Genomic DNA, 25,010 nt, shown 5'->3' on the forward strand with positions numbered 1-25,010 from the left:
TTAACGGTCTTTAAACCCTTTAATTTAAATAAAACGACATTGAATTTTACTATTTGGGCTGAATATCTTATAGTCAGCCATATTAACTTTAAACTTCTCATTGACATTTTGTGTTCACTTCAGGTAAATTATGCTTTTACCAGTAAAACATCAGAGAAATAATGTTTACAATCTAAAAAATGTTTTTCAACCTTTAAATTTGAATGTTTTGCCAGGGCTTCAATTTCTTCGAAATCGTACTTTTTGGAAACTTCTGTCCAAATCAATTCATTGTAATCAAAATTAAAACTCTTATTTAACTTATTTAAAACTACGGTTTGCTTTCGCAGGCTAACCATATAACTTCTCACCTCTCCATTTGTTGGATTGTAATGGCAATAAAAGTCAAAGTCGTCAATTTTAAAATCACCATCAAATGTTGTATTAATGCGATGCAAAAGATTTAAGTTAAACCGCTTTGTTATATTTTGTGCATCATCATAAGCCTTTTGTATGGTTATTGGATTTTTCTTCAAATCCATGCCTAATAACAGTTTGTCTTGCGGTTTCATGTTCTGATTTAAAAGGCGCAACAAATCTTTAGCTTCTTCTTTAGCATAATTACCAATGTTACTCCCCAAAAACAATAATAAACTCGGTATATTAGTTTGTAGATTTTCTTTGGAAAGCACTTCAAAATAGTCCCCAACCCGAGGATGAATGGAAAGACTAGGCAAACGCTCCTTTAATCGCTCTAATAAACTATTCATAGCGCCTTGACAAATATCAATAGGAACGTAATGAAAATCGATATCATTATTCACCAAATATTCCAACAATTTAAATGTTTTAAAGCCATCACCTGCTCCTAGTTCTACGATATTAAAAGGCTCTTTAAAATTTACAGTATCTATAATTTGTTTAGGTTGAAGGGATAATATTTCAAATTCACTATCGGTTAAGTAATACTCTGGCATATGCATAATTTCTTGAAAAATTTTACTACCATTAGCATCATAAAAATATTTAGAAGAAAGATATTTATCCTGGGCCGTTAACCCTTCAATGATGTCGTTTGCAAATGTTTTATTCATCTTGGCTTTTCATTTAATTTAAAAACTGTACTCAAACCGTTATACACCATACCTTTGTGTTTTCGATTGCGATGTATACCCTACCAAAAAAGTGGACATGTGTTTTAGTAATAAACTCACTTTACTAGTCTTACTCCAGAAAACAGCCAACGCATATCGGTCTGGAAGAAGTTCCTATACGTATGTCGTTTGTGGTTTTTTGCGGTTGCTATCGAAGCACCTCTAAGCACCTGCTGGTTTACCATAAACTTTCCATTGTATTCACCCAATGCCCCTTTCGCTGTTTTAAAATTAGGGTAAGGCAAATACGCACTGCTCGTCCACTCCCAGAGCTGCCCCCAGTTAAAATACTTAGAAGCCACTTCCCACTCAAACTCTGTAGGCAAACGCATACCAGCCCATTGCGCATAAGCATAAGCCTCAAAATAACTAATGTGAGTTAGCGGTTTATTTTTGTCCACTGGTAAAAATCCATTATAAGTGTAATAATGATAAACACCTTCAATGTCGTGCCAATACATAGGTGCAGAAATTTGATTTTCGTTTATAAAATCCCAACCATCTGCATGCCATAAATTAAAATTTTTATATCCTCCAGATTCTATAAATGCCATATACTCCCCATTGGTAATGAGTTTATTTGATATTTCAAACGGCTGTATATAGGTTTTATGAACGCCTAATTCATTATCAAAACAAAAGGAGTCTTTTTGATGACCAATGGTATATACGCCTTCTTCAATAGCAATAAACTCTTGTTTCTGTGTTTCTTCTTCTAATAAAAGATCAAGTTGTATGGTTGGTTGGGTCGCTTGGTTACCTAAAATGTATTTTATATCATAAGCCAGTAATTCTTGATGCTGTTGCTCATGATTAATACCTATCTCGACTACGTCTAGTAATTCTTTTTTGTTAGTCTCGTCAAGCAATTTTTCAACATTTGTGGTAACATACTTTCTATACTGGAGCACATCGTTAACCGTTGGCCGTGTCATTAAACCACGATTAGGCCGTAAAACACGTTCTCCAACATTATTGTAGTAACTATTGAATAAGTAAGCATAATCCGCATTGAATAATTTATAATGTATATCAAAATCCTTTAAAACAAATTGTTCGAAAAACCAAGTAGAATGGGCCAAATGCCATTTTGGAGGCGAAACGAAATCAGCCGGTTGCACCGAAAAATCTTCAATTTCTAAATTTTGAATTAGCTTTTCAGATTGGCGTCTAGTTTCAAGAAATTTTTGCTTCATTTTACTCATTAACAAAGAAATTTGCTTTTCGTTAGCACACATTGATAAATTACTTTTGACAGGCCTAAAACGCTACCAACAACTGTAGCAATTCCCTTTAATTATTGCCTCAACTTTTTGATACATCTTGCAGGAGATACTAGAAATTCAGAGGAAATACAGCTTTATGACACCTACCAATACGCCAATTTAAAGAGTATAAAACAGAGATGTTTACTTATATAATCTTTTTTTGAACTCAATCCATCTTAGACAAGATGAATCTTAAGAAAAACACTCCATAAATCAATATAAAACAACGACTTACACACAAATAACTTCTTAATTATTCAAAAAATAATGTAAATTTATATCAGTATACTATTAAACATTTGTCTAACCTAAATTATCCTAATTATTATGAAACGACTGATTCCTCTTATCTTAATCACTTTTTTAGCATTTAGCTGTAGTAATGATGACGATTCTTACTACCACGATTACCATTTAGAATATATTGGTGCCGTTGATGCAAACGTACCTTCTGAGTTCGTTTTTGGAAGAACTTATCGCATAGAAGTCACTATCGAGTTACCAAATAGCTGTTACTTTTACTATAATCAATACGATTATTTCTATGAAGGAACTTCCAGGCTAATTTATCCTATTGCGCACGTAGATGATGGTGTGTCTTGTACTGAAGACATTCGAGAAGTTACATTCTCTATCCCTGTACAAGCCTTGCAGCAAGAAACTTATACTTTTAAATTTTATCAAGGACAAGATTCAAGCGGTCAAGACACCTTCTTTACTATTGATGTTCCTGTGGTTAATTAGTTATCCTAGAAACACTAAACAGGTATAAATTATAAAACTTAGTCATAATCTAAAATAAAAAGAGGCTGTTTAAAAGTTGAAACAATCGTCACGCTGTGCTCGACACAACATCTCATTCAGTGACATGCGGTGATTATGAGAATCTGAAATAAATTCAGATTGACGAAAAAGTAACTTTTTAAACAGCCTCTTTTTTACTATTAAAACCTTTACTCAATACACTTAAGTTTATCTATAAAGAATTCTGAATAATCTACTTCTGACATTTGAACACTCCCTTTTGTCCCTTTTAGTTTTATGGATGCTATAGGCGACTCTTGCAACATGAGTATTTGAGTTTTAGACAAGTTGCCTTTAAACTCAAAACTACCACACTCCATATTCCAAGAATGATAAAAAACGACATTTTTTCCATTTTCTAAAGTAACCTTTACCGACGAACGATTATGTGAATAATGACTAACACAGCCTAAATCTTCTTTCGCATTAAAAAACACATTAACCTTGTGACCTTGTCGGTACAACTCCACGGTTAGCACATCATTAAGCACATATTTACTGGTTCTCATAGTATGCACATTGTAAAACACATCAAAATCGTTAATCTCATAACTGCAAGAATCTTTAAACTTGATGCGTTCAAGTTTTAGTCTTTCTTTTTTACCCATTTCCTCGCTTGCTTCAACAACATTTGTGACGCTTTTCTTTTCTGCAGATAACACTCGAATTAAGGAGTCTTTGATACGTTTTTCATACTGCCTTTTTTGAATAGCCATACTTCTAACTAAAGAATCCTTTATTTGTTTTTCATATAAGGCTTGAGGATTATTTGCTTCTAAATTCTGTTGCACTGTTAAGGATTTCTGCTTTGCTAAATAAACCTCATTCTGTCGTTTTATCTGTAGAGCAGCTTCAATTTCTTTTTGCTTAGCTAAATTTTTCTGGATAGTATCTTTTACCCGCTGCTCCTCAAAAGCTTTCTCTTTGGCCACAATTAAAGCTATGGAATCTTGTTTTTGTTGCTCTTTCAAGGCCTTTTGTTTGGCAAAATAAACTTCATTCTGATGCTTAATCGCTAGAGCGGATTCAATTTGCTTTTGATTAGCTAAACGTTTCTCAATGGAATCTTTTACACGCTGTTCCTTAATCGCTTCCGCTTTAGCCTCGATTACAGCTATGGAATCTTTTTTTCGCTGCTCTTCCAAAACCTTTTGCTTGGCAAAATAAACTTCATTTTGATGTTTAATTGCTAGAGCGGATTCAATCTGCTTTTGATTGGCTAAACGTTTTTCAATGGAATCTTGTTTTCTCTGATCTATTTCGCCTTTTTCCGAAATTTGATACACCTTATTTTTCCGCGCTTCTTCTGCCTGAATTAATTTCAATCTTTCCTCCTCCTGATAGGCATAATACAAGTCCATCATACCCTCGGTGACCTCTAAATCATCCATTTTCACAATACCAACCTGATCATTATATTTTATTTTATAATTATCACGTCCTAAGAAATCCACTACTTCACAAGGTTCATTTTCGGAAAATTGACCTATGGGATTTGTAAGCTCGTTTAAATTTTCATTCAATTCTTTATAAATTTTTCCGTCTTGAAAAAACTGAGTGGATATTTGAGCGTTTTGAGAAAATAAGCTTAATGAAAATAAAAATAAATAACAATATTTTATCAAAGTCTTGGGGTTTAATAAAGTTTAGAATTAAGGCCTAAAAAGCCTTTTATATAGGTTATGTGACCAAAATATATTTATATTAAAATTTTTAAAAATTTATTGGATTAAATTCTTTATTATTAGGTTTAACGTCCTATTTAAGGATAAATACATAACCCAAAATATGACCATCGAAGCGTTAGTCGGCAACTACACTATAACTGGACACAATCAAAATGCGGAAAAAAGCCCCTATAAAGGAAAGCTAAGTTTAAGTCTAGACTCTTATAAGCGGATAAAGGCCGAATGGATTATAAATGATGAACAACTTCAATGGGGCGTGGGCGTTTATCAAGACCATATCCTTGTTATTAATTTTCATTATGAAGGAGACCAAGGCGCTATTTATAATGGTGTAGTGGTTTACAAATGCATTACTGAAAATATCCTTGAAGGCTTTTGGTACGAAGAACATGGTGATCCTGAATACCTGGGGCATGAACAATGCATAAAAACCATCTCAACAAACACTTTGTTCAATTAAAGCTTCGGATTCTACTCCGCTAATCAAAGTCTGAAAAATTTAGTTAAAAAAATATCACCGTAACACCCTAAACTGTATTTTTGTTATCGATTACATTTTTAACTTAACTAACATCTTATGACTACAAAAACCACACAATGCAACCTTATTTTAGCATGTTTTATGCTTTGGCAAATTAGCTGTTTTGCCTTTACTGATATTACGGTAAATAATGCTTCACAATTTAACACAGCCGTATCAAGTGCCAGTGCTGGCGACAACATTTATGTTCGCGGTGGCCATTACAGTTTCAATACTGTGGTAAGCATCAATAACAGCGGCACAAGCTCAAACCTTATTTCTATCCTACCTCACCCTGACAACACTTCTAGACCTGTTTTTGATTTTTCTAGTATGATTGAACATAGTAGTAATCGTGCCATATCCTTACAAGGCAGTTATTGGCATATTAAAGGCATTGATATTTTTGGTGCTGGCGATAATGGGATGCACATTCGAGGTCATAATAATTTAATCGAATATTGCACCTTTAGCGAGTGTAGTGATTCTGGATTACAAATAGACAACGGCGGTTCGTTTAACACCATTCTAAATTGTGACTCCTATAACAATGCCGATTCTTCTATTGAAAATGCCGATGGTTTTGCCTGTAAATTGACTGCTGGTACTGGCAATAAATTTATAGGTTGTCGTGCTTGGAACAATTTAGATGATGGCTGGGATGGTTACCTTAGAGGCATCGACAACATTACCACCACCTACGAAAACTGTTGGGCTATTAATAATGGCTATTTAAAAGATGGTACTGCAGGAGGCGGCGATGGTAACGGTTTTAAGACTGGTGGTAGTGACGACAAAGACTTAAAACACCATGCCGTTTTTAAAAATTGTATTGCTGCTGGAAACATTGTTGATGGCTTTGATCATAATAGTAATAGAGGCACCATCACCATGTATAATTGTGGTGCATACCAAAATGGTAGAAACATAAACTTTAGCAGCTCTAATATTGCTGAAAAACTGGAAATTAAAAACACCATTAGTTATGATGGAAATAGTAATGATAGCTTTAGAGCAACAACCCTTATCATAGAAAACAACAGTTGGCAAAACGGATTGACTACAAATGCTAATGATTTTGAAAGTCTGGACATCAATTCATTGCTAGCAAATAGAAAAACCGATGGTAGTCTTCCTGATGTTCAATTTTTTAAGCTTGTTGCTGGTAGTGATTTAATAGATGCTGGCGTAGATGTTGGAATATCATTTAACGGCTCTGCTCCCGACATAGGGCCTTTTGAAACGGCCGCCCTAAGTATTAACGATTTTGTTTTTGAAAACGGTGTAGCTAATTATCCGAATCCATTTTCAGAAGAAACTCAAATTGTTTTCAACTTAAAACAAGAAGCAAACTTAAATGTAGCCATTTACAGTTTAACAGGAGCAAAACTGATGGAATTTAAAGAAAACAAATATAATTCTGGTAAAAACACCTTAACCCTAAAGCGTCACAGTTTAGCTTCTGGGAATTACCTACTTACCATAAGTGGACCAAATAACTTAAGTACAAGTAAATTAATTACTGTAAACTAAATTAATTGCTGGTTATCATCTATAAAAAAAGGAAGGCCCATTTTTCATAAAAGGCTTTCCTTTTTGTTTTTCGATACAATTTCAAATAACTTCAACAAATAAAACGCTTAAACTATGGGCTTAAAAAAAATCATATTAAAAATCATTTTCATGGGGAGCATTTTTGGTAGTTCAGTGATTACAAATGGTCAAGAACACGACATTGAACTTTGGGCAACAGTTCCAAATGCGATTGAAAATAAAGATTATCAAGAAGAATTTCGATTAAATAATAAAGGTGTTGCTACAGGTATTAGAAAAGTAACCGAGCCCACTATAAAAGTTTATTTAGCGAAACACCATGATGCAGAGACTACTCCAGCCATTATTATTTGTCCTGGAGGCGGCTACAAACATTTGTCTCATGTAAAGGAAGGCGAAAAAGTTGCAGAATGGCTTAATTCTATAGGCATTTCAGCATTTGTACTTAAATACAGATTACCCAGTGATGCTATCATGGTTAATAAAACCATTGGGCCTTTGCAAGACGCTCAAGAAGCCATTAGAACAGTAAGACGCCGATCGAAAGAATGGCACATCGACCCTAACAAAATTGGTGTTATGGGCTTTTCGGCAGGCGGACATCTAGCAGCAACACTATCAACCCATTATAAGGATTCTATTTACAACCACGACAATACTTCGGCACGACCAGATTTTTCTATATTAATCTACCCAGTTATTTCGATGAAAGATGATATAACACACCAAGGCTCGAAAACTAACCTACTGGGTGAAACGCCATCGCAAAATTTAATAAACCAATATTCTAATGAAGATCAAGTGACTCCATCCACTCCACCCACGTTTTTAATCCATGCTACCGACGACCAATCGGTTCCTGTTGAAAACAGCATCAATTACTACCTGGGATTAAAGGAAAATAACGTCCCCGTTGAAATGCACATATATGAAAATGGTGGTCATGGCTTCGGACTTGGTACAACAGGCACAAATGCAAATTGGCCTAGAGTCTGTGAAGCTTGGCTTAATGTTCAGGTCTCAAATTCTCAACCATAGTTTAAATAGCTTACAAAAAAGCCCATGTATACTGATATACATGGGCTTTGATACGAGGTTAATAAAATAAATTATTAACTTACTTTTTGGCTCTCTTTCATTTCTTTCAATAGCTTCAATTCTCTCTGAATTTCTTCACTTCTTTTAGCTATCTTATTAACTTTTTCATCTATGACCGCTTGATGTCTAAGCCGACGCTCACGTCGAAGTTCTTCTTTTTCTTTACGCATCTGGCGTTCCTTCATCATCTTCGCCTTTTCTTGAGCTACAGATATATATGAATAGCCATACATGCTTAAAAACAATAAAGCCACAATTCCTAATACTACAAAACCGTATTCCATTTTAAAATGCTATTAATTAAGTTCTATTATAAACCTAAAATTATTAAATCACCAATATTTTGGCAAACTTTATAATAAAGGTATAAAAAGACCCCACTTATTTTAAAATAAAAAAGACGAAAGACTTAAAAAACAGTTAAACGTTTAACAAACAACATTTAGGCTACGGTGCAGTAAAAATTAATTATTCTGTTCGAAGTAAAATTATCTCTAGAAAAATCATAAAAATAAAGTCGCTACTCGTTAACTTTATAAGGCAAACCGTTGGACTTCCAACCTAAAAAACCATCTTTTAGATTATAAATGGTAGTAAATCCTGCTTTTTTAAAATAAGGAACACTTTTTTTGCTTCGCTTTCCTGTACGACAATAGATATAAACAGGTTTATCGGAGTTTAGTTTTTCTATATTGTTCAAAAAGTCATCGGATTTAAAATCGACATTAATGGCGTGGTATAAATGGCCTTCATCAAATTCTTTAGGCGTACGAACATCTATAAGTTGAACAAAGTCATGACTCACATCCATTTGAAATTGTTTTGCTGGCATAAGAACATAATCATCTGACACACATTGATTACAGCCGCTTAAAACAACACTTAAAAAACATAATAGATATAATGGATAATACTTCATAGGAGTGTTTATTTTTCAACCACATCTCCTGTCCACTCCAGCATACCGCCTTCAAGGTTATAAGCGTTTTCGAAACCTAACTGTTCCATGATCTGACAAGCTTTCCCAGAGCGATTACCAGAACGGCAATACACATAATAATTTTTCGACTTATCTAAAGCTTCAATCTCATCAACAAACTCTTGCCCCTTATAAATATCGATATGAATGGCATTTTCTATAATACCTTCAGCTACTTCTGCATCGGTTCTTACATCTAAAACAACAGCATTATCATCGTTTGCTAATTGTTCTACCCATTCTTCTTGTGTTAAATCTTCCATAGTTATAAATATAAAATGTTTAGCGCATCTACATTAAAATTAAATCTCCTCAATATATAAGGATATGCTTTAAGTTTTAATGTTAGTGATTATACAAAATTAAGGCTTATAAAATTATAGACGAAAAAAAATCCGAAGAATTAGCTCCTCGGATTTTTTTTGAAAACGCATATTCCTTTAGACTTTTATAGAACACCCTATGGCTTTGGTTTCTGTTTCTGGCACCGGATTACCTTTCAATAAAGCATCGACAGCGGCTTCTACATACTTCGTGGTCACAGCCGATGGATCTTTATAATTGTCATCGATAGCGCCAATATACTTAACAACATTCCCCTTGTTAGTTTTCTCTAAAACAAATATATGTGGTGTTTTAGTCGCACCAAATTTTGGGTATACCGACTGTTTTTCATCTATTAAATAAGGAAAGTTGAATCCTTTTTCTTCGGCACGTTTTTTCATTTCTGGTAAGGCATCACCAGGCTTAACGGCTATATTATTAGGCATAATAGCAATAACAGGATAGCCTTTTGGGGCGTATTTTTTATTTAACTCTACAATGCGATCCTCATACATCACTGCATACGGACAGGTATTACAGGTAAACGTTATAATGTATCCTTTGGCTTTTTTATAATCGGCCATGGATACCATCTTTCCATCTATATTTTTAAGCGAAAAATCTTCGGCGACATCACCAATTTTATAACCGTCGCTAATGGTTTTGTTTACGGTAAAAGCACTTACTAAAAGTATTAATAAGCCTCCTGAAATAAATTTGACTACTTTTTTCATAATGTTTGGTTTATTTTAAAAATGGTTTGATTTCTTTTTCTAAAGATTCGAAAGTGAAAGATTGCTCAAAAAAGGCGCTTTGATCATTTTTATAGATTATAGTGGCGGGAAGCGCTCCAGACCATGTAGGGTCTACTTTTGGAATCCATGTGTTCATATCGGGATCATCTAAAGCAATGACTTTCGATTTTAATTTTTTATCCTTTATAAAAGGTTTCAGTTTAGAGTCGTATTGATGAGGAAAATCTAAACTTACTAATAACACTTCTACATTTTTATCTTTATAGGTTTCGTGTATTTTTTCAAAGTACGGGAGCTCCTTGACACAAGGCCCGCACCAAGTTGCCCAAAAATTTATCACATGAATTTTACCATCCTTTTGATTTAAAAACTTTTCGAAACCATCAAAATCATAAATCTTAAGATCGTTATTTTTAATTTGAGTTTTCTTTTGAACAGATTCATTAATGGCCAATTGAGATAGGCCTTCTTTCTTTTTAACTTTCGAACAACTCGCCATTATCAAAATAGCAAAGAATAGGACTTTTAACTTCATAAGCATAAAACTAATTAATACTTCATTGAATTTCTTTTAGTTTAACAAACTTTTAATTAAAAAATTGTTTTAAAGTTTTGCGTAATGGGTTATCATTTTTATATTTGGTCAGATAAAAATAAGAAAATGAATACTTTTTTAAACAATACTTGGTGGTGGTGCTTTCGAAACTAATCTTCGTGAAGTAAAATCCTAGTATATTTAAAACTCAAAATATCAAAAGGCTTGTCATTCACGACAAGCCTTTTTTATGTCATATATGAAAAAATTTAGCCTTTATACCCATCACAAAAGAATTTTAACCGATACCATTACACCTGTAACCGTGTACTATAAAATTCGTGATAAATACCCTAATAGTATCCTGCTGGAAAGTGGTGATTACCATAGAAGTCATAAAAACTTCTCGTACATCTGCTTCAACCCTATTGCAAGCATTAAAGTTGAAAATGAAGTGATTTCTGAAACCTACCCCGATGGTAGTACTACCCATATTAATATAGACGAAAATGTCAATGTGGTAGATGAAATCCATAACTTCACAAAGCGTTTTGATGTAAACACTGATGAAGATTTCAAGTTTATAAACAATGGTATTTTCGGTTATACAGCCTATGATGCTGTACGTTATTTTGAAGATATTCAAATTAGCAAAAAAGATGATTCGGTAACGGTTCCAGACATGTATTATGCGGTTTACAAGAATATTATCGCTATTAATCATTATAAAAATGAAGCTTACATTTTCGCGCATTGTTATGAAGATCAAGAAAACAACATTGATGCTATTGATAAGCTTATTAATACTCAAAACTTTGCTGAATATGACTTCAGCTCAAAAGGAGATATTCACTCTAATTTAACAGATGATGAATTCAGAAAACAAGTTGAAGTAGCGAAAAAACACGCTGGCCGTGGCGACGTTTTTCAACTGGTATTATCACGTCGTTTTTCTCAAGAATTTACCGGTGATGATTTTAATGTTTATCGCGCCTTAAGAAGTATTAATCCTTCACCATATTTATTCTATTTTGATTATGGTGATTTTAGAATCTTTGGAAGTTCGCCAGAAGCACAACTTGTGGTTACTGAAGGTCTTGCCGAAATCCACCCTATTGCTGGTACATTTAAACGTACTGGAAACGATGAACAAGACGAAAAATTAGCAGAAGAATTAAAAGCCGACGATAAAGAAAATGCCGAGCATGTGATGCTTGTCGACCTAGCAAGAAACGATTTAAGTCGTCATGGTAGCGGCGTCAAAGTGGTTACCTATCGTGAAGTCCAATTCTTTTCTCACGTGATTCACTTAGTAAGTAAAGTTACAGGTAACAAGCATGATACAACACCAACCATGCAGGTGGTTGCCGATACTTTTCCAGCAGGTACTTTAAGTGGTGCGCCTAAACATATGGCGATGCAACTTATTGAAAAATATGAAAAAACAAGTCGTGGCTACTACGGTGGTGCTATTGGTTTCATGGATTTCGACGGAAACTTTAATCACGCCATTATGATACGAACATTTTTAAGCAAAGACTATAAATTAAATTGGCAAGCCGGAGCAGGCATGGTTTCTAAATCGGATGCCGAAAGTGAATTGCAAGAGGTTTTTAACAAACTTGGCGCACTCACAAAAGCGATAACCTTGGCTGAAGAGATTTGATATTGGTTATTGGTTAAAAAACAAAAAAATCAATTGAAAGAAAATAATAAAATAAAGAATCAAGTCCCTAATTTCGACGCAGTCGGAAACATCATTCTGAAGAAATAATGAGTGAAGGAATGAAGATGCGAAGCGGAGCTTCAAGCACGAAATTCCGAGAACGAATGTTCCGCAGGAATTTCCTTAGATTGATTTGATTTTTTGGTTCGTTTTGTATCAAGACAAAATGAACAGAAATAAATATATAGATTAACTAAAAACAGATTCCTGCCTACGCAGGAATATAAGAGATGAGTAAGAAAGTATTAGTTATAGATAATTACGACAGTTTCACATACAATTTGGTTCATTATTTAGAAGATTTAGATTGTGATGTTACTGTAGTTAGAAACGATAAATTAACCTTAGAGTATGTAGAACCTTTTGATAAAATTGTATTATCGCCAGGTCCTGGAATTCCTGATGAAGCTGGTTTACTAAAAGCCATTATTGAAAAATATGCCCCAACAAAAAGTATTTTCGGAGTTTGTTTAGGACAACAAGCCATAGGCGAAGTATTTGGTGGTTCGTTAAGCAATTTAGACGAAGTTTATCACGGTGTGGCAACACCTGTTGAGCTTTGTGTAGACGATGAAATCCTTTTTAAAAACTTAAACAAAAACTTTGATGTTGGCCGCTACCACTCATGGGTTGTGGATGCCAATTTACCCGATTGTTTGGAAGCGACTTCTATTGATTCTAACGGACAAGTCATGTCCCTCAGACATAAAACTTATGATGTTAGAGGTGTGCAATATCATCCAGAATCGGTATTAACACCAGATGGTAAGAAGATTTTAGAAAATTGGGTTAATAGTTAATAGTTAATAGTTAATAGTTAATAGTTAATAGTTAATAGTTAATAGTTAATAGTTAATAGTTAATAGTTAATAGTTAAAAAAAATCAATCTAATCTGGATAACAATAACTTTGGATGTAATATTCCGAAGAAATTCTATCAAATTAAATTGATTTTTGGCTTGGTTTATTAAACCTGATAATATTAGTAGAGAAAATATATTCCCGCTTTCGCGAGAATGAAAATTGAAATTAATGAAAGACGTATTAAATAGATTAATAAATCACGAAACCCTGTCTAGTGAAGAAGCCAAACAAGTATTGGTAAACATCTCTAAAGGGATGTACAACCGAAGTCAGATTGTTTGTTTTCTATCCGTTTACATGATGCGTAGTATCACCTTAAACGAATTAAACGGATTTAGAGATGCGCTTTTAGATTTATGTATTGCGGTAGATTTAAACGAATATAACCCCATTGATTTATGTGGTACTGGTGGTGATGGTAAAGATACTTTTAACATTTCAACTTTAGCCTCTTTTATTACTGCAGGCGCTGGTGTTCATGTTACCAAACATGGAAATTATGGTGTTTCCTCTTCTTGCGGATCATCCAATGTTATGGAGCATTTGGGTATTAAATTTTCTAACGATATCGATTTCCTAAAACGTTCTATCGATCAAGCCGGAATATGTGTTTTACACGCCCCCCTATTCCACCCGGCCATGAAGGAAGTAGGCCCAATACGTAAAGAACTTGGAGTAAAAACCTTTTTTAATATGTTAGGCCCGATGGTTAATCCGGCATTTCCTAAAAATCAAATGGTTGGTGTTTTCAATTTAGAATTACAACGTTTGTACGGTTATTTATATCAGAAAACCGATAAAAATTATAGCATCATCCACGCTTTAGATGGTTACGATGAAATTTCCTTAACGGGAAAAGCTAAAATCATTTCCAATAACGCCGAAACGCTTTTTACCCCAGAAACTTTAGGTTTAAAAGCCATTACTCAAGAATCAATTTTTGGAGGAAGTTCTGTGGAAGAATCGGCCAAAATATTTAAAAAAGTAATAAACGGCGAAGGTACCGACGCACAACATAATGTGGTTTGTGCCAATGCTGGTTTAGCTATTGCAACAACAAATCAAATTTCACATCAAGAAGGGTTTGAAATGGCTAAAGAATCGTTATTCTCGGGAAAAGCGAGAGCTAGTTTAGAAAAGTTAATTGCTCTTAGTAGATAGTTGTTGCTTGGTAGTTGTTGGTTAACAAAAAAAGTAAATAAGTTTAAAATAAAAATTAAAAAGTTTTCAGTCACAGTTTTCGGTATGCAGACAACAGACTAAAAATTACAGACTTATAAAAATGAATATATTAGATAAAATCACATTAGATAAACGCAAAGAAGTTGAACTTAGAAAAAGTTTAATTCCCACGTCACAATTAGAACAGTCTGTTTTATTCGAAAGACCAACCGTTTCCTTATCTGACAAACTACGTAACAGTAAAACAGGAATCATCGCCGAACACAAACGCCGATCGCCATCAAAATCGGTTATTAACCACACTTTAAGCGTTCAAGATGTGGCAAAAGGTTATGAAGATGCCGGTGTTTGCGGGATGTCGGTTTTAACAGACGGCAAATATTTTGGAGGTTCTTTAGACGATTTACTTACCGCTAGAGCAAGCTGTAACCTACCGCTTTTAAGGAAAGAATTTATTATAGATGAATATCAGCTTCTAGAAGCCAAAGCTTATGGTGCCGACGTTATCCTATTAATCGCAGCGATTTTAAGTCGCGACGAGATTAAAAAATATTCAGAATTTGCAAAAAGCCTAAATCTAGACGTGCTTTTGGAAGTGCATAACGAAGAAGAATTACACAAGTCCATCATGCCGAGCCTAGACATGCTTGGTGTAAACAACAGAAATTTAAAAACCTTTGATGTTAGCTTAAACACGAGCAAATCTTTAAGCAAACTAATTCCAAACGATTTCGTCAAAGTTTCCGAAAGCGGTATCAGTAATATTGAAGCCATTAAAGAATTACAACCTTACGGATACCAAGGGTTTTTAATTGGTGAAAATTTCATGAAAACCGATAACCCAGGAGCAAGTGCAACAGAATTTATAAAGAGTCTCCTCTAGCTCCTCCAATGAAGAAGGACGCTTACTCATGTGAATAATCACTGTTATGAATAAAAAAGACAAACAACATACACCGCAATCAATACTCTCCCCAAAGGGTAGTGAGGGACTTCATCTCAAGATTTGCGGCATGAAGTACTCAGATAATATCGAAGAAGTTGCCGCATTGCAACCCGATTATCTAGGATTTATTTTTTATGAAGATTCAGCTAGAAACTTTGACGAAAGCAGCATTCCAGAAATACCTAGTACGATAAAAAAAACAGGCGTTTTTGTTAATGCCGACATCAATTTTGTAATTGAAAAAGTTACCACTCTTGGCCTACAAGCCGTTCAATTACACGGTCATGAATCTCCAGAATACTGCGATACCTTGCGACACACGCAATATATACTTGATGATGTGCTGCTTAAAAAACCAGAAATCATCAAAGTTTTTTCAATAAAAGACAGCTTCAATTTTGAAGAATTAAAGCCTTATGAAACGGTTTGCGATTACTTTCTATTTGATACCAAAGGAAAATTACCAGGTGGAAACGGTTATACCTTCGATTGGAATGTTTTAAACGACTACCCGTCTACAAAACCATTCTTTTTAAGTGGTGGTATTGGTCCAGATCAAGCTGAAGATGTTAAGAAATTTATTGAAAGTCCAGCTTCAAAGTACTGCTACGCTTTAGATGTAAACAGTAAATTTGAAATCCAGCCCGGATTAAAAAATATAGAATTATTAAAAGAATTTATAAAAAGTTTGTCATTTCGTAAATAAAACGGGATCCATACTTCGAAGGAATATTAAAGATTATGAATAATTACAACGTAAACGAAAAAGGTTATTATGGCGAATTTGGAGGCGCTTTTATTCCAGAAATGCTATATCCTAATGTAGAAGAATTACGCCAAAACTATCTAAAAGTGATGGCCGAACCCGATTTTAAAGCAGAATTCGATAAACTTTTAAAGGATTACGTAGGTCGGCCCTCGCCGCTTTATTTCGCGAAGCGTCTTTCAGAAAAATACAATACCAAAATATATTTAAAACGCGAAGATTTAAACCATACAGGAGCGCATAAAATCAACAATACTATTGGTCAGATTTTAATGGCGAAACGCCTTGGTAAAACCCGCATTATTGCCGAAACTGGTGCCGGACAGCACGGTGTGGCAACAGCAACGGTTTGTGCTTTAATGGGACTGGAGTGTATCGTGTATATGGGCGAAATTGACATTGCTAGACAGGCACCAAACGTGGCTAGAATGAAAATGCTTGGCGCGACGGTTGTTCCTGCAAAATCTGGAAGCCGTACCCTTAAAGATGCAACTAACGAAGCTATTCGCGATTGGATTAATAACCCTGTAGACACCCATTACATCATTGGTTCAGCTATTGGTCCGCACCCCTACCCAGACATGGTAACGCGTTTTCAAGCTGTGATTTCCGAAGAAATTAAATGGCAATTAAAAGAACAAGAAGGCCGTGAAAACCCCGATTATGTGGTGGCTTGTATTGGTGGTGGATCGAATGCCGCTGGAACCTATTACCACTATTTACACGAGGAAGAAGTAGGTATTATTGCCGTTGAAGCTGCCGGTTTGGGCGTCGATTCTGGTGAAAGTGCAGCCACTTCTGTTTTAGGAAAAGAAGGGATTATTCACGGCTGTAAAACCATGTTAATGCAAACCAAAGACGGACAAATAACCGAGCCATATTCAATTTCAGCAGGATTGGATTACCCTGGTGTTGGCCCGATGCACGCACATCTTTGTAAAACAGGACGTGCCGAATTTATGGCCATTACCGACGATCAAGCAATGAATGCAGGACTGGATTTATGTAAGTTAGAAGGCATTATTCCAGCCATCGAAAGTTCGCACGCTTTAGCCATTTTTGAGCAACGCAAATTTAAACCTAGCGATGTGGTTGTCGTGAGTTTATCTGGTCGTGGTGATAAGGATTTACAGAATTATATTGAGTATTTCAAGATTTAATTTTTTTCATTTCCGCGAAGGCGGAAATCTCATTAATTAATATGGATGTTCATTATGTTTACATATTAACAAATAAAAATCATACTGTTCTATATGTTGGGCGATCAAAACAATTAAAAGTTAGATTGAATCAACATAAAAATAACAGCTTAAAATCCTTCACAGGAAGATATAACGTAACGAAACTAGTTTATTTCGAAACTACCAAATATGTAAACAACTCGATAAAAAGAGAGCGACAAATAAAAAAATGGAATCGAGAATGGAAAATAAATTTAATTAACGGATTGAATCCAGATTGGAAAGACCTTTCAGAATACATTTAAATTAGAAATTAAAAAGATTCCCTCCTTCGAGGGAATTAAAAAAACTATTCATTAACAATGAACAGAATAAATAAAAAACTAAGCGAAGACAAAAAATTACTGTCTATCTATTTTACAGCAGGTTACCCAAGCCTTAACGATACCGTATCAATCATTGAAGATTTAGAAAAAAGCGGTGTCGATATGATTGAAATTGGCTTGCCTTTTAGCGATCCTTTAGCCGATGGACCAACCATTCAGGAAAGTTCAACCAAGGCTTTAAAAAATGGTATGACCACCGAAATTCTTTTCGACCAATTAAAAGACATTCGAAAAACGGTGAATATTCCATTAATCATCATGGGGTATTTTAACCCTATGTTTCAATATGGTGTGGAAGCTTTCTGTAAAAAATGTCAGGAAATTGGAATCGACGGACTTATCATTCCGGATTTACCAGTAGATGTGTATCACGAAGAATACCAAGCTATTTTTGAAAAATACGGCTTAATTAATGTCTTCCTTATCACACCACAAACGAGTGACGAGCGTATTCGTTATATCGATTCTATTTCAAACGGATTTATATACATGGTAAGTAGTGCCAGCACAACGGGAGCACAATCAGGTTTTGGCGACGAGCAAACACAGTATTTCGAGCGTATCGATAAAATGAAGCTTAATAATCCGCAAATTATTGGTTTCGGTATTAGTAACAACGAGACCTTTACGCAAGCCACACAATACGCTAAAGGCGCCATTATAGGCAGTGCTTTTGTAAAACATGTGACTCTAGAGGGCACTAAAAGTTTAAATAAATTTATAGATTCTATATTAAATTAAATATATTGACCTACTAATTATTAACTAACCCCAAACCAAAAATTTATGAAATATTATTTAAAAGTAGTTCGTGATAACTATGCAAATTTTAACGGTAGAGCTAGACGCGAAGAGTATTGGATGTTCACATTGTTTAATATCATTTTTATAATAGCTATCATGACTGTTTTTGGTGGCATTGCTGCTGCAACAGACACCCCTGCTTTATTGGGGATATATGGTATCTACATTTTAGGAATTTTCATTCCTACCTTAGCTGTAATAGTTAGAAGATTGCACGATGTTGGTAAAAGTGGCTGGTTTTATTTAGTTGGTGCCATCCCTTTTATTGGTCCTATTTGGATTTTCGTTTTATTAGTAACCGAAGGTGATAAAGGGAATAACCAATATGGCCCAGACCCTAAATTAGAACATACAGACGAAATTAACGAAATAGGAAAAACTCAAATTGAAGCTTAATCCCTAATAAAATCATTTTTAAAGCCTATTCTATAAACAGGAATAGGCTTTTTACATTCAAATAGTCAATAACATGCCTCTAAACATCGTACTTATAGAACCTGAAATACCTAACAATACTGGAAACATTGGACGTTTAGCCTTAGGATCAGGCTCCAATTTACATATCGTAAAACCTCTTGGGTTTGAAATTACAGACGCCCGTTTAAAACGCGCTGGTTTAGATTATTGGCCACATCTTTCGGTGACTTACTACGATAATACCGAAGCCTTTTTTAATAAGCATCAAGGTAAGAGCATGGCTTTTCTATCTAGTAAAGGCGCTAAAAACCATTGGGATATTCCTTTTGAAGACGACATGTTTTTAATCTTCGGAAAAGAATCCGTGGGGTTAGCTCCAGAAATTATTGATGCTAACACGGAAAGGTTATTTAAAATTCCGCTTTATAGCGAACATGTAAGAAGTTTAAATCTAGCCAATGCAGTAAGCATTGTTATATATGAAGGTTTGAAAGGCTTGAATCCATAAGCTAAAAATAAAAGCTATTAATTTTCCGGAAAACCATTAAGTGCCAAAGTTTCTATTTCTTGATTGTCATTTTCAAAAATCAAAAAAACTTTAAGTTCAGGATGGTCTTTTAAAAAGGCTTTTACCTTCTCTACCCCCATCGCCTTAAAAGCTGTTGCATAGGCATCGGCCGTCATGCAAGTTTTATCAATAACAGAAATACTAAGTAAGCTCGTTTTACTAGGAAAACCAGTTTTAGGATCAATAATATGAGCGTAGCGTTTGCCTTCTTTGTCAACCTTAAATTTTCTATAGGTTCCAGAAGTTGCCATAGCTTCATCTTTAAGCTCCACGACATCAGAAATCATATGTTCGCCTTCAAAATTCGGACTCTCAATTCCAACTTTCCATAAGTGGTTTTTTTCAGCATTCATGCCTCGCACTCTTATTTCTCCACCAATTTCAACCAAATAATCATTTATATTTTGTGATTCTAAAAACTCACCTATCACATCAACCCCATAACCTTTTGCAATGGCATTGAAGTCTAAAAAGGTACCCTTAGGTTTAATTATTTTATTGTCTAATAATGTCACCTGCTTTAATCCCACCGAACGCATTAGCCAGTCTATTTTAAGGGTGTCTAACTGTTCTATTTCTCCTTTTGGTCCAAAGTCCCAAGCATTAACAACAGCTCCAATAGTAGGGTCGAAAGCGCCATCGGTTTCTTCATATATGTTTTTTGCAGCCTCATAGACCTTTATAAAGTGATCATCGACTTCAACCAACTCATTTTCATTTAATTTAGAAATGATGGAATTCTCCTGATAGGTGGACATTGAATGATTCAATACAGCAAACAAACTATCAAATTCTTTAGAATAATTCTTTTCTGAATTATAAATCACAGAATAAGTCGTTCCAAATACGCTTCCAGCTAATTTGGTGTTTCTTATCTCCTTTTTACATGAAACAAAAAATAGAAGAGCAATAACAATGGCTATATTTTTCATACGATCGCACAGGTTTAATTTAAATTGGTTTCTAAAAATTGAATGCCATTATACTCTAATAAGTAATCGGTGTTGAGATAAATTGGTGCTTGTTCCCCCTCTAAACTTCCAATACCTACCCCTGCATATAAAACTTTAGCATTTTGTTCTCTAGCATGATTTTTAAAGGACTCCATCCAAACAACATCATAATTATTCGGGTTTTCAGGTAGAATTACGGCTCTTACAATCACAAAAAAATATTGATTGTTTTTATCAATACATACAAATTGAGGATGCTTTTTTAGCTTACTGTTAATCGCTATAAATTCAAAACCACGTTCTTCTAAATCTTTACCAACATGATTCATGGCTAAATTATGTAATTCTTGTTCTGTAAGCGGTTTACTCATATGCAATTATTTTTCTTTAGACAAACTTAATAATATTTTAAACAAATACAGATATACATCTTAATAATGATTTCCAAAGAACTTCCTTAAACAACTAAAGACTAAACTGTTAAAATAATAATTACCAATTTTTTATTAACTTAGAAGTAAAAAACATGAAAACGACCAAACGATTCGATGCGGCCATACATAAATTATATACCGCTTTTCACAGTAACCAGTTAAATCCAGCATGTTGCAAACAATGTGCTGTGGGTAATATTTTAGATAAAACGGATGGCTGGAAACACCTTTCTGATTCTCACGGTAGCTTAAACTTAAATTATGTTGGCCAGGCGCATCAATCTATGGGACGGAAATTTAATGGCTATACGCCTTTAGAATTACTTCAAATAGAGCAGGCTTTTTTAGAAGCTTGTGGATTTGAAACACCACTTCATCACCGTCATAAAAAACCTTCGAACCCAACCGATAAAGATGTTTTGTTTCAAGGGCTATCAGCGGTAATAACGCTTCTGTGTAATTTCGACAACATACCAAACGTGATGGATTACAAACGTGTATTTAAATCATCAGAAATGGCAATCACGAAAAAAATAAAGGCATAAAAAAACCGACACTTTCGTATCGGTTTTCTGTATAATATATTCTTATAATTGGTATAAGAAGTTTTTTACTATCCTCCAAAGTCATCAAAACGGATGTGCTCATCAGGAATTCCAAAATCTTCTCCCATTTTCTGAACCGCATTATTCATTAATGGTGGTCCACAGAAATATAATTCAATATCCTCTGGAGCTTCGTGTTTACTTAGGTAATTATCAATCACACAATTGTGAATGAAACCAACGAAACCATCTCCTGGAGAGTCAATATCTGCTTTTACTTGCCAATTATCTTCTGGTAAAGGTTCAGATAAAGCTAAGAAAAATCTAAAGTTAGGGAACTCTTTTTCTAAATCACGGAAGTGCTCTAAATAGAATAACTCACGTTTAGAACGTCCACCGTACCAATACGTTACTTTTCTACCTGTTTTCAAGGTTTTGAATAGGTGATAAAGGTGCGAACGCATTGGTGCCATACCGGCTCCACCACCAACGTAAAGCATTTCGCTTTCAGACTCATTGATAAAGAATTCACCGTAAGGTCCTGATATAGTTACTTTATCTCCTTGTTTTTGATTAAAGATATAAGATGAAGCTACCCCTGGGTTTACATCCATCCAACCGTTTTTAGCACGATCCCAAGGCGGCGTTGCAATACGTACGTTTAGCATAATTTCACGTCCTTCGGCAGGGTAAGAAGCCATAGAGTATGCACGCTCAACAGTATCATCATTTTTCATCGTTAAGTCCCAAAGTCCGAATTTATCCCATTCTGCTTGGAATTTATCTGGTGTTTCATGCTCTTCTGGGTGTGCAGTAATATCTATGTCAGAATATTTCACTTGGCATGGTGGGATTTCAATTTGAATGTATCCACCAGCTTTGTAGCCCATATCTTCAGGAATCTCTACAACAAATTCTTTAATGAAAGATGCCACATTGTAGTTACGCACTACAGTAGCTTCCCATTTTTTAATTCCGAATACTTCTTCAGGAATCGTGATATTCATGTCTTGCTTCACTTTAACTTGACAAGCTAAACGTGCGCCATGTTGTAATTCTTTTCTTGTGAAATGAGGTACTTCAGTAGGAAGTGCTTCTCCACCACCTTCTAAAACATGACATTCACACTGGATACAAGTTCCACCACCACCACAAGCTGATGGTAAGAATATTTTTGAATTTCCTAAAGTTGAAAGTAAACTTCCACCTGAAGCTACTTCTATTTCCTTTTCACCATTAATCGTGATCTTTACAGGACCAGAAGGTGATAATTTTTGTTTTACAACTAATAATAAAGTAACCAATAAAAGCGTAATAATTAAAAAGGCGATTACCGTTACTACAATAGTTCCTGTTGTACTTGCTGCTAAAATCATACTACTCATTTACTTTTATGTTGTTAGCGATCACTTCGTTGTTCTCTGATTGTTCCTTAGCAGGTTCAACTTGAGCTGTTTTTTCTTCCTTAGGTGCTTCATCGTCACCTCCAGTTAACATACCTCCGAAACTCATAAATCCGATAGCCATTAAGCCAGTAATGATAAAGGTAATACCTAAACCACGTAATGCTGGTGGTACGTTTGAATATCTAATTTTCTCACGGATAGCGGCAATAGCAAGAATCGCTAAAAACCATCCAATTCCAGAACCGATACCATAAGTGGCAGCCAATCCTATAGTTTGAATTTCACGAGATTGCATGAATAACGACCCACCTAAAATCGCACAGTTTACAGCGATAAGCGGTAAAAAGATACCTAATGAGTTATATAATGAAGGTGAAAACTTTTCAACAACAATTTCTACCAATTGTACCATGGTTGCAATAGTAGCGATAAACATGATAAAAGATAAAAAGCTTAAATCGTAGCTCGCATATTCTTCGCCTAACCATTTTAAAGCACCTGGTTGTAGTAAATATTGATCCAATAACCAGTTTAATGGTACGGTGATAGCAAGTACGAAAATTACCGCTGCACCAAGTCCAACTGCTGTACTTACTTTTTTAGATACAGCAAGGTAAGAACACATCCCTAAGAACGTGGCAAATACCATGTTATCTATAAATATTGATTTTAAAAATAATTCTAAATGTTCCATATTTTTTAGTTTTTAGTTTTTTGTTTTTAATTAGTGGTAAATGACTATCAACCAATAACTATCAACTATCAACTATTTAATGATCTTCTACTAAAGCTTTATTTCTTGTACGTTGCACCCAAATAATGATACCTACAACAATTAAGGCCATTGGTGATAATAACATAAACCCGTTATTCTCGTAACCTATAGCGTATAATCCTGTTTTCGCAATTGGATCACCCAATACAGGGAAACCTAATAAAGTTCCAGAACCTAATAATTCTCTAAAGAAACCAACGATGATAAGAATAACACCATATCCTAAAGAGTTACCAATACCATCTAGGAAAGATTTCCAAGGGCCATTTGCTAAAGCGAAAGCCTCAAAACGTCCCATGATAATACAGTTGGTAATAATTAATCCTACGAAAACCGAAAGTGTCTTACTCAACTCGTAAGCAAAAGCTTTAAGTACCTGATCTACTATAATTACTAAAGCAGCTACAACAGTTAACTGTACAATAATTCTAATTTTAGAAGGAATGATGTTACGCATTAAAGAAATAACAACATTACCTAACCCTAATACAAACATTACAGAAATGGACATTACTATTGAAGCTTTTAACTCTGCTGTAATAGCCAGTGCTGAACAAATCCCTAATACTTGAATAGTAATTGGGTTATTATCTGCTAATGGGTCTGTGATTAACTTTGTGTCTTTTTTTGATAAAAGTCCCATAGATTAATTATTTTTTAAATTATCGAAATAAGGTTTGTAAAGCTTTAAATCACTTTTAATCATTGCTGTTACTCCATCACCTGTGATAGTAGCTCCTGCAATGGCATCAACCTCGTTATCTGTTTTATTTTCGTTTGTTGGATCGGCATTTCCTTTAGCCACGGTAACACCTTTAAAGTTTCCGTTATCATCTAAAATATGCTCTCCAATAAAGTCATCCATAAAGTAACGTTGCTTAATGTTCGCTCCTAATCCAGGTGTTTCACCTTTGTGATCGAAATAAGCTCCTTGAATAACCATGTTTTCATCTAAAGAAACATAGCCCCAGATCGCATCCCATAATCCTTTTCCATAAATTGGAATGATATAATGGGTCACCCCATCTTTTTCACCAACAAATAAAGGTAAGTTACGCTTAGTAGCATCTCCTCCAGAAGCGGCTTTATCCTTTTTAAGGTCTATTAAATAAGCTTGGTCATCTTCTGAAACCTCACCATTTTTAATCACTAATTGTTTAGAGATGTATTTTGTAAATAATTCTGGTGCATCTTTTGTTGAAACAAAAATGGCACTAGATTCATCATTATCATTTACACCCATCGCATACAAAATATTTTGTTGCTTTTCTATACGTTGGTTTTCTGAAATTTTCGGACTTAAAGAAGACGCCGTAAATGCTAATAATGCGCCAACCACGATAACCATGGCTATGGCAAATATTATAGTATATGAATTTTTATCCGTTCTATTTTCCAT

General features: G+C 34.6%; 29 protein-coding genes. 15 read left to right on the forward strand and 14 right to left on the reverse strand.

Going from position 1 to position 25,010, the window contains the following annotated elements:
• Nucleotides 1–128: 128 nt before the first annotated feature.
• Nucleotides 129–1,073, reverse strand: a complete 945-nt coding sequence (locus tag A6I66_RS12540; protein WP_067149796.1) for an L-histidine N(alpha)-methyltransferase — start codon at nucleotides 1,071–1,073, stop codon at nucleotides 129–131.
• Nucleotides 1,074–1,189: 116 nt separating this feature from the next.
• Nucleotides 1,190–2,338, reverse strand: a complete 1,149-nt coding sequence (gene egtB, locus A6I66_RS12545) for an ergothioneine biosynthesis protein EgtB (protein WP_067150156.1) — start codon at nucleotides 2,336–2,338, stop codon at nucleotides 1,190–1,192.
• Between the two features lie 390 nt (nucleotides 2,339–2,728).
• On the opposite strand from egtB, the gene A6I66_RS12550 reads away from it, so the two are divergent.
• Complete coding sequence (locus tag A6I66_RS12550; RefSeq protein WP_067149799.1) at nucleotides 2,729–3,145, forward strand: hypothetical protein; 417 nt, start codon at nucleotides 2,729–2,731, stop codon at nucleotides 3,143–3,145.
• Between the two features lie 209 nt (nucleotides 3,146–3,354).
• Here A6I66_RS12550 and A6I66_RS12555 read toward each other — a convergent pair whose 3' ends face one another.
• Nucleotides 3,355–4,830 carry a cell envelope integrity protein TolA gene (locus A6I66_RS12555; protein ID WP_067149802.1) on the reverse strand — a complete coding sequence of 492 codons (1,476 nt, stop codon included), beginning with the start codon at nucleotides 4,828–4,830 and terminating at the stop codon, nucleotides 3,355–3,357.
• A 163-nt stretch (nucleotides 4,831–4,993) separates the two neighbouring features.
• Here A6I66_RS12555 and A6I66_RS12560 point away from each other — a divergent pair, with 163 nt between their 5' ends.
• The 3 genes from A6I66_RS12560 to A6I66_RS12570 all read left to right on the forward strand — a co-directional run bounded on the left by A6I66_RS12560 (nucleotide 4,994) and on the right by A6I66_RS12570 (nucleotide 8,005).
• A complete protein-coding gene (locus tag A6I66_RS12560) occupies nucleotides 4,994–5,353 on the forward strand; it encodes a hypothetical protein (protein WP_067149805.1) in 360 nt (119 codons plus the stop codon).
• A gap of 117 nt (nucleotides 5,354–5,470) precedes the next feature.
• A complete protein-coding gene (locus tag A6I66_RS12565) occupies nucleotides 5,471–6,946 on the forward strand; it encodes a right-handed parallel beta-helix repeat-containing protein (protein ID WP_067149808.1) in 1,476 nt (491 codons plus the stop codon).
• A 114-nt stretch (nucleotides 6,947–7,060) separates the two neighbouring features.
• Nucleotides 7,061–8,005 (forward strand): alpha/beta hydrolase, encoded by a 945-nt coding sequence (locus A6I66_RS12570; protein WP_067149811.1) that lies wholly within the window; start codon nucleotides 7,061–7,063, stop codon nucleotides 8,003–8,005.
• A 74-nt stretch (nucleotides 8,006–8,079) separates the two neighbouring features.
• On the opposite strand, the gene A6I66_RS12575 is transcribed toward A6I66_RS12570, so the two are convergent.
• From A6I66_RS12575 to A6I66_RS12595, 5 genes are all read right to left on the reverse strand, one after another.
• Entirely contained in the window at nucleotides 8,080–8,349 is a 270-nt protein-coding gene (locus A6I66_RS12575; RefSeq protein WP_067149814.1) for a hypothetical protein, read from the reverse strand.
• A gap of 236 nt (nucleotides 8,350–8,585) precedes the next feature.
• On the reverse strand, nucleotides 8,586–8,984 hold the full coding sequence (locus A6I66_RS12580) for a rhodanese-like domain-containing protein (RefSeq protein ID WP_067149816.1): 399 nt from the start codon (nucleotides 8,982–8,984) through the stop codon (nucleotides 8,586–8,588).
• A gap of 8 nt (nucleotides 8,985–8,992) precedes the next feature.
• Nucleotides 8,993–9,307 (reverse strand): rhodanese-like domain-containing protein, encoded by a 315-nt coding sequence (locus A6I66_RS12585; RefSeq protein WP_067149818.1) that lies wholly within the window; start codon nucleotides 9,305–9,307, stop codon nucleotides 8,993–8,995.
• A gap of 177 nt (nucleotides 9,308–9,484) precedes the next feature.
• On the reverse strand, nucleotides 9,485–10,102 hold the full coding sequence (locus A6I66_RS12590; protein ID WP_067149820.1) for a thioredoxin family protein: 618 nt from the start codon (nucleotides 10,100–10,102) through the stop codon (nucleotides 9,485–9,487).
• A 10-nt stretch (nucleotides 10,103–10,112) separates the two neighbouring features.
• Nucleotides 10,113–10,658: a TlpA disulfide reductase family protein gene (locus A6I66_RS12595; protein ID WP_067149822.1), complete on the reverse strand. Its 546-nt coding sequence runs from the start codon at nucleotides 10,656–10,658 to the stop codon at nucleotides 10,113–10,115.
• 259 nt (nucleotides 10,659–10,917) lie between these two features.
• On the opposite strand from A6I66_RS12595, the gene A6I66_RS12600 reads away from it, so the two are divergent.
• The 10 genes from A6I66_RS12600 to A6I66_RS12645 all read left to right on the forward strand — a co-directional run bounded on the left by A6I66_RS12600 (nucleotide 10,918) and on the right by A6I66_RS12645 (nucleotide 19,438).
• Nucleotides 10,918–12,324 (forward strand): anthranilate synthase component I family protein, encoded by a 1,407-nt coding sequence (locus A6I66_RS12600; RefSeq protein WP_067149825.1) that lies wholly within the window; start codon nucleotides 10,918–10,920, stop codon nucleotides 12,322–12,324.
• Nucleotides 12,325–12,614: 290 nt separating this feature from the next.
• Nucleotides 12,615–13,184: an anthranilate synthase component II gene (locus tag A6I66_RS12605; RefSeq protein ID WP_067149827.1), complete on the forward strand. Its 570-nt coding sequence runs from the start codon at nucleotides 12,615–12,617 to the stop codon at nucleotides 13,182–13,184.
• A 232-nt stretch (nucleotides 13,185–13,416) separates the two neighbouring features.
• Entirely contained in the window at nucleotides 13,417–14,409 is a 993-nt protein-coding gene (trpD, locus tag A6I66_RS12610; RefSeq protein ID WP_067149830.1) for an anthranilate phosphoribosyltransferase, read from the forward strand.
• Between the two features lie 121 nt (nucleotides 14,410–14,530).
• Nucleotides 14,531–15,313 carry an indole-3-glycerol phosphate synthase TrpC gene (gene trpC / locus A6I66_RS12615; protein ID WP_067149833.1) on the forward strand — a complete coding sequence of 261 codons (783 nt, stop codon included), beginning with the start codon at nucleotides 14,531–14,533 and terminating at the stop codon, nucleotides 15,311–15,313.
• 130 nt (nucleotides 15,314–15,443) lie between these two features.
• The gene (locus A6I66_RS12620) at nucleotides 15,444–16,082 is read left to right on the forward strand and encodes a phosphoribosylanthranilate isomerase (RefSeq protein ID WP_067149836.1); all 639 of its coding nucleotides are present in this window, start codon (nucleotides 15,444–15,446) and stop codon (nucleotides 16,080–16,082) included.
• 35 nt (nucleotides 16,083–16,117) lie between these two features.
• Nucleotides 16,118–17,302, forward strand: a complete 1,185-nt coding sequence (trpB, locus tag A6I66_RS12625) for a tryptophan synthase subunit beta (protein ID WP_067149839.1) — start codon at nucleotides 16,118–16,120, stop codon at nucleotides 17,300–17,302.
• Between the two features lie 26 nt (nucleotides 17,303–17,328).
• Complete coding sequence (locus A6I66_RS12630) at nucleotides 17,329–17,628, forward strand: GIY-YIG nuclease family protein (protein ID WP_394331377.1); 300 nt, start codon at nucleotides 17,329–17,331, stop codon at nucleotides 17,626–17,628.
• A gap of 57 nt (nucleotides 17,629–17,685) precedes the next feature.
• Nucleotides 17,686–18,450, forward strand: a complete 765-nt coding sequence (gene trpA, locus A6I66_RS12635) for a tryptophan synthase subunit alpha (protein ID WP_067149845.1) — start codon at nucleotides 17,686–17,688, stop codon at nucleotides 18,448–18,450.
• A gap of 45 nt (nucleotides 18,451–18,495) precedes the next feature.
• Nucleotides 18,496–18,909 carry a DUF805 domain-containing protein gene (locus A6I66_RS12640; RefSeq protein ID WP_067149848.1) on the forward strand — a complete coding sequence of 138 codons (414 nt, stop codon included), beginning with the start codon at nucleotides 18,496–18,498 and terminating at the stop codon, nucleotides 18,907–18,909.
• A 73-nt stretch (nucleotides 18,910–18,982) separates the two neighbouring features.
• On the forward strand, nucleotides 18,983–19,438 hold the full coding sequence (locus A6I66_RS12645; RefSeq protein ID WP_067149851.1) for a tRNA (cytidine(34)-2'-O)-methyltransferase: 456 nt from the start codon (nucleotides 18,983–18,985) through the stop codon (nucleotides 19,436–19,438).
• 17 nt (nucleotides 19,439–19,455) lie between these two features.
• On the opposite strand, the gene A6I66_RS12650 is transcribed toward A6I66_RS12645, so the two are convergent.
• Nucleotides 19,456–20,430: an FAD:protein FMN transferase gene (locus A6I66_RS12650; protein ID WP_067149854.1), complete on the reverse strand. Its 975-nt coding sequence runs from the start codon at nucleotides 20,428–20,430 to the stop codon at nucleotides 19,456–19,458.
• A gap of 14 nt (nucleotides 20,431–20,444) precedes the next feature.
• On the reverse strand, nucleotides 20,445–20,822 hold the full coding sequence (locus tag A6I66_RS12655) for a Na(+)-translocating NADH-quinone reductase subunit F (protein ID WP_067149857.1): 378 nt from the start codon (nucleotides 20,820–20,822) through the stop codon (nucleotides 20,445–20,447).
• 155 nt (nucleotides 20,823–20,977) lie between these two features.
• Between A6I66_RS12655 and A6I66_RS12660 the strand changes: the two genes are divergently transcribed.
• On the forward strand, nucleotides 20,978–21,430 hold the full coding sequence (locus tag A6I66_RS12660; RefSeq protein ID WP_067149859.1) for a Na(+)-translocating NADH-quinone reductase subunit F: 453 nt from the start codon (nucleotides 20,978–20,980) through the stop codon (nucleotides 21,428–21,430).
• A gap of 68 nt (nucleotides 21,431–21,498) precedes the next feature.
• Here A6I66_RS12660 and nqrF read toward each other — a convergent pair whose 3' ends face one another.
• The 4 genes from nqrF to A6I66_RS12680 form a co-directional block, all read right to left on the reverse strand.
• Nucleotides 21,499–22,806 carry an NADH:ubiquinone reductase (Na(+)-transporting) subunit F gene (gene nqrF / locus A6I66_RS12665; protein WP_067149862.1) on the reverse strand — a complete coding sequence of 436 codons (1,308 nt, stop codon included), beginning with the start codon at nucleotides 22,804–22,806 and terminating at the stop codon, nucleotides 21,499–21,501.
• Nucleotide 22,807: 1 nt separating this feature from the next.
• Complete coding sequence (gene nqrE / locus A6I66_RS12670; protein ID WP_067149865.1) at nucleotides 22,808–23,530, reverse strand: NADH:ubiquinone reductase (Na(+)-transporting) subunit E; 723 nt, start codon at nucleotides 23,528–23,530, stop codon at nucleotides 22,808–22,810.
• 76 nt (nucleotides 23,531–23,606) lie between these two features.
• Nucleotides 23,607–24,254 (reverse strand): NADH:ubiquinone reductase (Na(+)-transporting) subunit D, encoded by a 648-nt coding sequence (locus tag A6I66_RS12675; protein ID WP_067149868.1) that lies wholly within the window; start codon nucleotides 24,252–24,254, stop codon nucleotides 23,607–23,609.
• A gap of 3 nt (nucleotides 24,255–24,257) precedes the next feature.
• Nucleotides 24,258–25,010 carry a Na(+)-translocating NADH-quinone reductase subunit C gene (locus A6I66_RS12680; RefSeq protein WP_067149871.1) on the reverse strand — a complete coding sequence of 251 codons (753 nt, stop codon included), beginning with the start codon at nucleotides 25,008–25,010 and terminating at the stop codon, nucleotides 24,258–24,260.

This window comes from Pseudotamlana agarivorans (genome assembly GCF_001642835.1).
In the GTDB taxonomy this organism is placed as follows: domain Bacteria; phylum Bacteroidota; class Bacteroidia; order Flavobacteriales; family Flavobacteriaceae; genus Pseudotamlana; species Pseudotamlana agarivorans.